13 protein-coding genes are annotated in these 11,244 nt (G+C 38.3%); 9 read left to right on the top strand and 4 right to left on the bottom strand.

Translation table 11 applies throughout. The features are described from left to right. The first annotated feature begins 141 nt into the window (after positions 1-141). The gene (locus tag LRA01S_RS09610; protein ID WP_061775402.1) at positions 142-468 is read left to right on the top strand and encodes a hypothetical protein; all 327 of its coding nucleotides are present in this window, start codon (positions 142-144) and stop codon (positions 466-468) included. A 75-nt stretch (positions 469-543) separates the two neighbouring features. Here the strand turns inward: LRA01S_RS09610 and LRA01S_RS09605 are convergent, their stop codons facing one another. Both LRA01S_RS09605 and LRA01S_RS09600 read right to left on the bottom strand, forming a co-directional pair. Next, positions 544-774 carry a hypothetical protein gene (locus tag LRA01S_RS09605; RefSeq protein ID WP_061775401.1) on the bottom strand — a complete coding sequence of 77 codons (231 nt, stop codon included), beginning with the start codon at positions 772-774 and terminating at the stop codon, positions 544-546. A 151-nt stretch (positions 775-925) separates the two neighbouring features. Continuing rightward, positions 926-1,327, bottom strand: coding sequence for an HIT family protein (locus LRA01S_RS09600; protein ID WP_061775403.1), 402 nt, complete (start codon positions 1,325-1,327; stop codon positions 926-928). Positions 1,328-1,406: 79 nt separating this feature from the next. Here LRA01S_RS09600 and LRA01S_RS09595 point away from each other — a divergent pair, with 79 nt between their 5' ends. From LRA01S_RS09595 to LRA01S_RS09580, 4 genes are all read left to right on the top strand, one after another. Further along, positions 1,407-2,150, top strand: a complete 744-nt coding sequence (locus LRA01S_RS09595; RefSeq protein ID WP_061775400.1) for an ABC transporter ATP-binding protein — start codon at positions 1,407-1,409, stop codon at positions 2,148-2,150. Beyond that, entirely contained in the window at positions 2,143-3,168 is a 1,026-nt protein-coding gene (locus LRA01S_RS09590) for an ABC transporter permease (RefSeq protein WP_061775399.1), read from the top strand. The genes LRA01S_RS09595 and LRA01S_RS09590 overlap by 8 nt, the downstream gene beginning before the upstream one ends. 332 nt (positions 3,169-3,500) lie before the next feature. After that, on the top strand, positions 3,501-4,139 hold the full coding sequence (locus LRA01S_RS09585; RefSeq protein WP_082785446.1) for a carbonic anhydrase family protein: 639 nt from the start codon (positions 3,501-3,503) through the stop codon (positions 4,137-4,139). Positions 4,140-4,177: 38 nt separating this feature from the next. Then, positions 4,178-4,636 carry an RpiB/LacA/LacB family sugar-phosphate isomerase gene (locus LRA01S_RS09580; protein ID WP_061775397.1) on the top strand — a complete coding sequence of 153 codons (459 nt, stop codon included), beginning with the start codon at positions 4,178-4,180 and terminating at the stop codon, positions 4,634-4,636. Between the two features lie 67 nt (positions 4,637-4,703). On the opposite strand, the gene LRA01S_RS09575 is transcribed toward LRA01S_RS09580, so the two are convergent. Beyond that, positions 4,704-5,336, bottom strand: a complete 633-nt coding sequence (locus LRA01S_RS09575; protein WP_061775396.1) for a copper homeostasis protein CutC — start codon at positions 5,334-5,336, stop codon at positions 4,704-4,706. Positions 5,337-5,517: 181 nt separating this feature from the next. On the opposite strand from LRA01S_RS09575, the gene LRA01S_RS09570 reads away from it, so the two are divergent. The 4 genes from LRA01S_RS09570 to LRA01S_RS09555 are packed head-to-tail and all read left to right on the top strand — an operon-like array spanning position 5,518 to position 9,456. Then, positions 5,518-6,372, top strand: a complete 855-nt coding sequence (locus tag LRA01S_RS09570) for a YitT family protein (RefSeq protein ID WP_061775395.1) — start codon at positions 5,518-5,520, stop codon at positions 6,370-6,372. 18 nt (positions 6,373-6,390) lie between these two features. Beyond that, entirely contained in the window at positions 6,391-7,119 is a 729-nt protein-coding gene (locus LRA01S_RS09565) for a GntR family transcriptional regulator, LSA1692 subfamily (protein ID WP_061775394.1), read from the top strand. Between the two features lie 9 nt (positions 7,120-7,128). Then, a complete protein-coding gene (locus LRA01S_RS09560) occupies positions 7,129-8,472 on the top strand; it encodes a Sapep family Mn(2+)-dependent dipeptidase (protein WP_061775393.1) in 1,344 nt (447 codons plus the stop codon). A gap of 15 nt (positions 8,473-8,487) precedes the next feature. Continuing rightward, positions 8,488-9,456 carry a glycosylasparaginase gene (locus LRA01S_RS09555; RefSeq protein WP_061775392.1) on the top strand — a complete coding sequence of 323 codons (969 nt, stop codon included), beginning with the start codon at positions 8,488-8,490 and terminating at the stop codon, positions 9,454-9,456. An 81-nt stretch (positions 9,457-9,537) separates the two neighbouring features. Here the strand turns inward: LRA01S_RS09555 and LRA01S_RS09550 are convergent, their stop codons facing one another. Beyond that, entirely contained in the window at positions 9,538-11,028 is a 1,491-nt protein-coding gene (locus tag LRA01S_RS09550) for a helix-turn-helix domain-containing protein (protein ID WP_061775391.1), read from the bottom strand. Positions 11,029-11,244: the final 216 nt, after the last annotated feature.

The following is an 11,244-nucleotide window of genomic DNA, read 5'->3' as shown; positions in this document are numbered from 1 at the left end:
ATGACTCGTGACATTCAGTTATGATTTCTTGACAATGTGGATAGATTGTGTGGATAATAAATCGTTTTTGTTATTTTTTGTGATATCATTTGACCTAAAACTAGAATTTTGATATTATTAGCAATGAGGGGATGTTATATTATGCTAAAATTTGTTGGGTGGTACATGTCTATAGCTTTTGCTATTTTATATGCGTTTCAGTTCCTTGGAATGATGGCTGTTGGTGACTATACTATGTTTGTTGGGATGCTATTTTTAACCTTTGTGTTAATCAAAGATCAGAAAATAAAAGAAATGGTTGCATCAAATGTTTGTTTGCTTATTGTTATTTTAATTCTTTGGTTTTCTGATGATACGTTTCACTATATTCAGAATACAGGCATGTTGTTAATTTTTGTTGGTGCTATGGTAATTGCTGAATTGTTCGGGGGATTCTGGGGACGCAAGTTTGCTCGTGATCATTTTTAGTCAAGGTTTATAGCCATCATCACCATTAATAGTTTCAGATAAAGCTTTAAGTACATAGAAAAAAACGAGCACTCATTACTTTGAGAGCTCGTTTTGAATTTTAGTTGAGAGGGTATTGATTGCATCGATTCGCGGTTGTGCTTGGAATTGATATTCCTTGATGTCCTTTTTGATATCATCCATTACAAATTGTGCATAACCTAATTCGAATTTGACGGTATCTAAATGCTTTTTGGACTCAGCTGTTTCTGAAATCAAGTCACTGCCGATTGCTTTTAAGTCTTTAAAATAATCAATAATGCTCATATCAGTTCTCCTTTCTGCGATTTCATTTCCTGAAATCTTGAAACTTGCTCTCCAATTAAGTACCCTCCAAGCGGGGGGGGGGATTCACGAACTTACGTCTACTCGAAGTCATATTCCATTAAGTTAGACGTTCTGTAACATTTTTAAAGTGTTAAAGAGTGGTCAAAGTGTCTTGAAGTGCTTTCAAGTCAAGGTCGTGTTCTGTGAAGCTAGCCTTGAAGCCATCGTCTTTGCTATAACGTGGAATCAGGTGAACATGGGCATGAAAAACAGTCTGACCTGCAATCATTTCATTATTTTGAAGGATATTCATGCCGCTCGCACTCAGTCTTTGTGTGATGTGTGAAGCGATATGAGGAATTTTTGAAAACAAAGTTGCGGCATCTTCAGCAGACATTTCTAAAACATTTCGAATATGTTTTTTGGGGACTACTAAAGTATGGCCTTTGGTCGTTTGTGTGATATCAAGAAAGGCAAGGACATCATCGTCTTCATAAACTTGATAAGAGGGGATGTCCCCAGAGATAATTTTACAAAAAATGCAATCTGTCATGAATTTCACCGTTTCTTTTCTGGATTTTGCTATAATTATATTATAGCATTTTATGTAAAAAAGAGTATAGAGAGCGTATATGACATTAAAAATTGAAAATTTAACGGGTGGTTATTTTGGGACGACCGTTCTGAAAGATGTAGACTTTACGGTCAATGACGGTGAACTTGTCGGTTTGATTGGCTTAAACGGAGCCGGAAAGTCGACGACAATTCAGGAAATTATTGGGCTACTGACACCTTATCAAGGACAGATTTTGCTGGATGGTTTGAGTATTACCCAAGATGCAGAAAGCTATCGAAAGAAAATCGGGTTCATTCCAGAGCAACCATCCTTATATGAAGAGCTAACCTTACGTGAACATATTGAGGTTACAGCCTTGGCCTATGATGTTGCACCTGATGTTGCATTGGCGCGTGCTGAAAAAATGCTAAAAACCTTTCGACTTTCAGATAAATTGGACTGGTTTCCAGCGAATTTTTCTAAGGGGATGAAGCAAAAAGTGATGATTATCTGCGCTTTTTTGACTGAACCTTCTCTTTATATTATTGATGAACCGTTTTTAGGTCTTGATCCACTTGCCATCAATGACTTAATTGACCTCATGATAGAGATGAAGAAAACGGGAGCGTCTATCTTGATGTCAACCCATATCTTGTCAACAGCAGAGAAATTTTGTGATAAATTTATCGTTTTACATGAAGGTCAAGTTATCGCAGATGGTGATTTAGCTGCTTTACGTGCTAAGTTTAACTTACCAGAAGCTAGTTTAGATGAAATTTATGTCGCCTTGACAGATGAAAGTTGGCAGGCACATGGCTAAAGATATTTTTGGTTTGTTTGCCAAGCGACGTGCCCACTGGCGCGCCCAAAATCTCAAATACCTCGGCTATGTGTTCAATGATCACTTTGTCCTCGTCCTCATGTTTTTAATCGGTTTTCTGGCCTACCAATACGCGGATTTCCTAAAAAAATTACCGGAACATTGGTGGCCAGGCTATGTCATTGCTGTCTTAATATCCCTTTTGATTCTCTTATTTGGACGGTTAGCAACATTTGTCGAAAAGCCAGACCAGCTCTTTTTATTGGCAAAGGAGAAAGCGGTTCAGACTCATCTAATAAATGCGGTCAAGGGATCTTTAATCCTGCCTGCAGTTTTGATTGTTTTGATGACGATGCTCATCAGTCCACTTATCCATATTTCGCTAGTCGTAACACTTGTCTGGGCGCTTGTCTTAATCGCTATTAAATATGGGCTACTTTTGAAGAAAGCTCGGACTTTTATGCAAGACGGTTTGATCCAGTGGCAGGATTTGATCAATTACGAAAAGAATCGGCAGAATGCTATTCTTAAGGTATTCAGCCAGTTTACAGATGTCAGAGGCTTACAACAGCAGGCGAAACGTCGTAAATATTTGGATGTTTTACTGCCTAAATCAAAAATGGTTTATGACTATCTTTTTGTCAGAACCTTTTTGCGCAGTGGTGATTATTTCATGCTCATGCTACGATTGCTTGGACTTGCGGTATTATCGCTGATTTTTATTCAGTCAGATGTTTTTGCCTTGGTGATAGCGCTAATTTTTGACTACTTGTTAGTTTTTCAATTGCTGCCGCTTCGCCAATCTCAAGATTATCAAATTCTGACTCAGCTTTATCCACTTCCAACAAGTGCGAAAAATTTGGCAGCGGGCAAGTTGATTAGAGGTTTGACGCTTCTTATCTGTCTAGTTGAGCTAGGTGTGAGTTTATTGGTTTTTCAGGACAAATTACTGGCAGTTATCTTTATCCCAATTGCTGTTTTTCTAGGTGTACTTTATCCTAAATATAAATTGAAGTAAGGAATAGCAAGTTTTTGCTATTTTTTGTTTGAGTGATAGGAGGATGAAATTGTAATTTCAGGGATGTTTGCGATAAAGAATTGACTAAAAATATGGTATGATAGATGAGATAGAGTTCGAGATTAGTTTAATATTTCATATTTTTTAAGAAGTTGGCTTTTCCATCCTATTCTATCTCAATATAGTTTTTTACGAATTCTTCGCGGGTTCCCCGCTCATCATTAAAGGAGTTGCCAGTCCAACGGCTAAGCGATGAATCGCCAAGCCACGTTGTACATAGCAACTTCCCTAAATTTTTCGCGGATTCCCCGCTCATCATTAAAGGAGTTGCCATGATGAAACATCTTGACTACAGGCACCAAGAGAAATGGGCGCTTGCTAATAATACTTTGATCCCTCAGTCTCCAATCGATGTGCAGACGGATCAGTTACTTGCAGAGGTGGATACCTCTTTACAAATTAATCTTCCAAGTGACCAAGAAGTCATTGTGAAAGATACGCCAATCGGGATTCAGATCTATGCGGATGGTGATTTGCAATGGCGTGGGCATGAATATATGCTTAACCGTTTCCATTTTCATGATGGTGCTGAACATTTGGTCAATGGTAAAAGACACGCAGCAGAGATTCATTTTGCTTTTGAGAGTGTTGATATTAACCAATTGGTTTTGGCTGTTTTTGCTGATGTCGATGAAGATTGTACAGATGACAGTATCTTGACTTTGTTAGATGCGCCTCATAAGTTGGTTGACTTTGATATCAATAAATTGTTACCCAAAAATCAAACCTTCTGGACTTACAAGGGATCAATGACGACACCACCATTGAACCAAACGATTACTTGGCTGATTTTAGAAGAGCCAATCAAAATTTCACCAGCTGAAAAAGATTTATTACAAGATAAATTGCGGAGCAATTACCGCAATATCCAAGAAACAAAAGATCGCGATGTTTATCGCATTGAAGATTAAATAGATACTTAAAGAAAGTCGAGTAAACGAACGAAAAAATGAAAATTATTATGGCAAGTGATCACGCAGGGGTCGAGTTAAAAGCAGAAATTAAAGCGTTACTAGAAACAATGGGACATGAGGTTGATGATATGGGGCCTTATGGCACAACTGCGGTTGATTTGTCAGATTTCGTTTATCCAGCTGCACTTAAAGTGAGCCAGGAAAAGGTTCGGGGCATTTTCGTCGATGGTGTGGGCTATGGTTCAGCATTGATCGCTAACCGTATCTATGGTCTTGACGCTGTTGTGTGTCAAGATCCTTTCTGTGCGAAATTGGCGCGTGAGCATACAGATAGTAATGTCTTATGTTTAGGCGGTAAAATCATCGGCTCAGCACTCGCACTTGAGATTGTTCGCACTTGGATGACAACAGACTTTTTACCAGAAGAAAAATATATTCGCCGTGTTGAAAAAGTCAAAGCCATTTCAGAAAAACATTTGGTTAAAAACTTTTAAGCCGTTGAACTGCTAGAACAGAAAAATCCCTCAGACTTCAAGTTGAAATCTGAGGGATTTTTGATGTTTAAAGCGTCACAATTTTTGTGCCATGCACATAAGAACTACCAGTCTCAGCTGAAACTGTTTCAGCGTTGGCAGAAGTGACGCCACCACCTGCTAAAATTTGGATGCGGCCAGCTGCATAGCTGACGAGTTCAGCGATTTTGCTAGTGTTAACAGGCTTGTCAAGGCTATCACCGTGCATGAGGATTTTGTCAAAACCGAGTGTGACGAGTTCGTCTAGGGCAGATTTTTGTAGGTCTGTCGGAATCTCGTCAAAGGCCATGTGAAAGGTCACAGGGAGGCCCTGACTTGCGATCATCAAGGTTTCCAAGGCTTCAAGGTCTAAACTATTGTCATCTGTTAGAGCACCGAATACCAGCTCGCTTGTGCCAGCTTCAACGGCTTTCAAAATGTCAGACTCCATGATGCGAAGTTCGATGGAATTATAGACGAAGTTGCCACCGCGTGGGCGGATCATGCTGGCAAAGGTTGTTTTGGTATCTTTGAGGTAGTCGGCGGTTTCTTTGATGACACCATAGCTTGGGGTTGTGCCGCCAACTGCGAGGTTGTCACAGAGCTCAATGCGTTCAGCACCAGCAGCAACAGCGCGTGGGATATCGGTAAAGTTTTCAGCACAAAATTCTCTGATTAACAAAATAAGTTCTCCAATCTGTCTTTTCGATTATCTTGATTATACCATATCTTACTTAAAAATAAATTTAAAAATAGTATATACAAAAATGTATATACGTGTTACAATAAATGTGTTAAAAGATAAATTATTTTAATGGGTAGTTTGAAAGCGCTTTCTGGTAGCGCTGTTAGGAAGTGATAAAATGGCAAGTTTAAAGGACCATCTCAAAAAACTAGTCATCGCAGCATCGTACGCATTTCTGTCTGCCGTTTCGGTGAATTTGTTTTGGGTACCAGGTGGGATCTATGCCAATGGTGTAACGGGATTTGCACAATTAGTCGTTGCCCTATCAGGGAAGTTTCATTTGCCTATGCTTGATTTAGCGACTTTAGTCTTATTGATAAATGTCCCGCTACTGGTCATAGCTTGGTTTAAAATTGACCGGAAGTTTACCATTTTTACGATCATCGCTGTGTTCCTGACATCAGTATTTATGAAGCTTATCCCTGTCATGGCGCTGACTAACGATCCTGTCATTTGTACTGTATTTGGTGGCGTCATCCATGGTCTAGGTGTTGGGATCACTTTAAATAGTGATTTTTCAACAGGTGGTTTGGATATCATCGGTATTCTCGTTAGAAAAGTAACGACGCGAAGTATTGGCACGATTTTTACAGCCTTTAATCTCGCGATTGAATTTATCGCAGGCTTTGTTTTTGGTTGGCGTTATGCGCTCTATTCAGCGATTACGGTATTTATCAATGGTAAAGTCGTGGATTTTGTTAACACGAAAGAGAGAAAAGTTCAGCTTTTAATTGTGACCAAGCACGCTAATGAGATGTTACGACGGATTCAAGACAACCATCAAAGTGGCATTACCGTGATCAATCATGCACAAGGAGGCTATTATCATGAGTCGCAAGATATATTACTTCTCGTCGTTACCAGTCATGAGCTGAATGTGATTTCTAGTGTGGTCAAAAAAGTCGATCAATTGGCTTTTATGAGCATTACCAAGGGCATCGAAACCAATCGTAGTACCAGTCAATGGGGATAGAAAGAAAAGAGGCACCAGATGGAAAATAAAAAAGGAATTTCGATTTATAAACAAGTCGCCAAAGAAATTGAGTGTAAGGTCAAAAATGGGATTTATGTCACCGCACAAAAATTACCATCGGAAGCAGAACTGGCCCAAGAATTTAATGTGAGCAGACTGACCGTCAGAAAAGCCATCAACCTCTTAATTGAGAAAAAAGTACTTGTCAAACATCAAAATACAGGGACTTATGTCATGAACCGCCAAAAACTCGCAAGTGGTGCGTCTGGTCTACAAGGCTTTAATGAAGTAGCCAAGGCTAAAGGTAAAACACCGCGAACTGAGGTGATCGGTGTTTCTCAGATTGATTATGACGATGAATTATGGGCAGAACTTGAAGCTAAGGAAAATGAAGTCATCATCAATGTGAATCGCATCAGGTATTTAGATGATTTACCGATGACGGTTGAGGACCTTTATATTAGGGAAAAATTTTTACCCGAAAATTTAAAAGAGGCTGCGTTTGAAAATTCTATTTTTGAGTTGATCGAACAAAAAATAGAGATCGCCTATTCACACCAAGAAATTGAAGCCGTTTTAATTGATAAAATGATGAGCATTGCTTTTGAGTTACCAGTTGGTCAACCGATGTTTCGTGCGACATCTAATGTTTTTTCAGTAACGGGTGTGCCAATTATGCACGATATCTCCTATTATCGTAGTGATGAATATGTCTTTTCAAATACATTGGTTAGAAGTCAACATTAGAGGTGTCTTATGGAAACAAAAATCAAAGCACTTGTCGAGGAGAACTGGGAAGATTTCTTGAATGATTTAGCCCAAGTTATCCGTATTCCTAGCGTGCAAGGTATCGCTGAAGCAAATTGCCCTTTTGGTCGAGAACCTAAAGCAGCAGTTCTACAAGCGCTTGAGATTGCGAAAGGCTATGGTTTTGAAACCAAGCTGGTGAATCAAGCAGTCGGTTATGCTCAGTTTGGGGAAAGTCGCGCAGACCAAAAGTATCTTGGGATCATTGGTCACTTAGACGTTGTCCCAGCGGATGAACCAAATTGGGATAGTCCGCCATTTGCCTTAAGTCGACGTAACGGTGTGCTTTATGCTAGAGGTATTTTGGATAATAAGGGTCCGATTATGAGCTGTTTGTTTGGCTTAAAACTGATCAAAGATTTAGGGATTCAGCCTAAAATCCCCATACGGATTCTATTTGGCTCCAATGAAGAAATGGGTAGCCATGACATGCCGCTCTATTTAGAAAAAGAAGTGCCGCCCATTTTTGGCTTTACACCAGATTGTAAATATCCGGTTGTTTATGGTGAACGTGGCATTGTTAATTTGGCGATCAAAACGACAATAGAGGATGCAGCAACCGTTAAATTAGGAGACTTTCGTGTCCAGATGTCAAGAAGTATCGTTCCGAGTGAGCTCAGTGTGATTTTCGATGAACAAAAGATAACTGCTTTAGGGAAATCTAGTCCATCCAACGCGCCAGAAATGGGTAAGAATAGTATTACCAAATTAGCACATGAGCTTAGCGAGATTCTCCCATCTGGCGCCTTAAAGACTTATTTTTTATGGCTTGACGATCATCTATCAGAGGAACATTATGGTGAGAAATTAGGGATTGGTTATTCAGACGAGGCATCGGGAAAATTGATTGTAACACCTGTCTTGATTGAAAAGATAGATAATCAGAATCTGTTGCTAGAGTTAGCCATCAGATATCCAATTTCAGTGACACAGGACATGATTATCAGCACGATTAAGGAGCATCTTCCTCAAAATTCTCAAGTGACTGTGACACGTGCTTTGAAAGGGACTAATTTCCCGATAGATAATCCCTATATCAAGTTATTGATCGATATCTATGGTAGCGTAACGGGATTGGATGCCAAACCAGTGACAACGACAGGTGCGACTTATGCTAGATATATGCCGAATACAGTTGCTTTTGGTCCATCATTTCCTGGACAAAAAGGTATCGCACATAAAGAAAATGAGTATTTTGTAGAAGCAGATTTAAAAACAAATTTGATCATCTATGCGTTAGCTATTTATAAGTTATGCTTGTCAGCCAGTGGCAACAATACAAGGACAGATTAAGAAAGAAGGCAAATAATGACATATGGTATCATCGCTACATGGGCAATGGCATTTGAAGGTATTAGTAATGCTGCTAAAGATCTAGCAAAAAATGGCACGATTGCCGATAATATTGAAGCAACTATTAAAAAAGTAGAAGACTTTCCTTTTTATAAATCAGTTGGCTACGGTGGTCTGCCCAATGAAGAAATGATTGTTGAACTGGATGCAGGTTTCATGGATGGTGATAATTTAGATATTGGTGCGGTTGCAGGGATCCAAGACTTTGCTAATCCGGTTTCGATTGCACGGGCGCTTTCAACCGAGAAGCTCAATAATGTTTTAGTGGCAGAAGGTGCGGCAAAATATGCCCAGAAAATGGGCTTTGAGCGTAAAAATATGCTGACAGATCGGGCGATGACTCATTATAAAAATAGACTAAAAGAGAATAGTCAAGGTAGTGAGTCAGGTATTGTTCCTTATCGTGGACACGATACAGTTGGGGTTGTTGGTGTTGACATGACAGGCCGCATTGTCTCAGGGACGTCAACAAGCGGTTTATTCATGAAACGTGCGGGTAGAGTTGGCGATTCCCCTATTGCGGGTGGAGGTTTTTATGCGGATAGCGAAGTTGGTGCAGCAAGTGCAACGGGTCTTGGTGAGGACTTGATGAAAGGCTGTATCTCTTATGAAATTGTCCGCTCAATGCGAGAAGGCCTGTCACCACAAGAAGCCTGTGAGCAAGCGGTTAATGAATTGGAAGCGCGACTTATCAAACGTAAAGGAATAGCAGGAGATTTGTCGGTTGTTGCGATTGATAAAAATGGTGACTATGGTTGTGCAACAAACATAGATAATTTTTCTTTTGTTGTGGCGACAGACAAAATAGAGCCTACTGTTTTTATAGCTAATCGATTTGCAGGAAAAACTGTTCATAAAAAAGCAAGTATGGCATGGTTAGAGAATTATATGAAGACGAGAACTGCGCCACTTATAGAGAAATAATACGAGAATTATGAGACGAATGGACTTAAAAAATCACTCTGATTTATTATCAGAGTGATTTTTTATGATTTATACCCCCTTTTAATCAACGAAATCATTAGTTAAACTAAAATTATTTTTTCGATCTGCAATTTGATTTAGAAAGTGATTAAGATTCGTTATCTTCCAGTCGGAGAAGAATAGTGATGTTGAGAAGAATGGAACATCATTATATTTGTTTTCAGGCATCCAGTTTGAGATAATGGCATCTGGTTGTTCTCCATTGAGTTGATTAAAGGTAGAAATGATAATGGGGACTGGGGAAACATCTCGAACTTGTGAAATCAGCATTTCTCGATGGATTGGTGTTGAGATCGTTTCGACCAATATTTTAAGTGGCTGTTTGTGTTGTCTGAGAATATTTTTTAAGAGTATGAGATAATGGCGAAATAAGTTTGGAAAATGTTGAATTAAAGCTTTGAATTCAACATTTTGATCACGATAATTTAGAATGAAGTCGTTGATGAATGTATAAGTATTAGCTTCAGTATGATGAACTTCATTGGTTACTTCTTCGAGATCAAAGATTCTGTTTATTCCTTTAAAAATCGATGCTTCTTGATTCATCAATATGAGGTTATAGTGTAAATAGTTCAACTCTGATACTGATAAATTAAAATTGATTTTGCTTTGAAACTGCATAATAATGTCATCTATTTCAGGAGCATGTAAGTGTTTGACTCGTAAATCAGTATTTTTCCAAGTTTCTAACATGATTAAATTTGCACGGCAAAATAGGAAATAGAGATATCGACACTCACGCTGTTTAGTTTCCAGGTCTGGACAGATATCTAAGAAACCAATCGCTTCGATTTTATCGAAAAAGTTGTCATAGGTAACATAGGGTGAATCGGGTGTTGAAAACACATCTTCCTCTGGTGCCAGAAAAAAACCGTGTCGTGTATTAATCTGGAAGATATAGAAGTTAAGCTTGATTCTTAAAAACGTAGAGTAGTCGAGTGTGGGAACAAAGTCAAGTAACAGGCTACTAACTGCTTCAAGACTAGATGTTTTTTCGATAATATCATTTAAATCCAATCCCCAAAAAAGGTTATGGAAAACAAATCTGATTTGATGTTCTTCGCCAAGCAGTGGATTTTTTTGTATGAAATTAATGTGACAATCATAGTCAGCTAAATAGTCATTTAATTCTTTAATGTGAACGGAACATTTGCTACGGCTAATGCCTAATTCCTGATGTAGATTGGTAAAGGTTGTAGAGGTATCTGTGAAAATTCGGAACATGATGTGAAACTTAACTGACTTTTGAATGAGGTAATGGCGAAGTTTGAAAATATTAAAAGCGGTATCAGGTGTCATCTTAAAGTGATTTGATTCAACAGAAAAAGTTGTTAGCCCTTGTTCTTGACAATAATTTAGTAATTTTTTGAAATAACTTTTTATTGTCTGTTTGGCGAGACCAAGTTCCATTTCTAAATCACTTAATGATAGTTCATGATTTGGGGCAGCACTGAGTAGCTTGGTCATTTTTAAAATATATTGGGATTCTTTATCTAATAGAATGTTTTTCATAATTTAACTGTCTCCTTGTCTATAATATGTGAGTTTATAAAGTTACATGAATTATAATAATATCTGAAATTAAGTTTAAAGAATTAAGCCATTCATATATTGTTTGATTTGGATTTTTACCATGGTTTACAGACTCCATTATATCTCAAGTTATCGAAAAAAACTAATGATAAGTTAATATTTTATAACTCAGTGGAATTAATGTTTTCATTTAAA

It is taken from the genome of Pseudolactococcus raffinolactis NBRC 100932 (assembly GCF_001591765.1).
Taxonomy (GTDB): domain Bacteria; phylum Bacillota; class Bacilli; order Lactobacillales; family Streptococcaceae; genus Pseudolactococcus; species Pseudolactococcus raffinolactis.
This window is presented reverse-complemented; position numbering and strand designations above follow the sequence as displayed.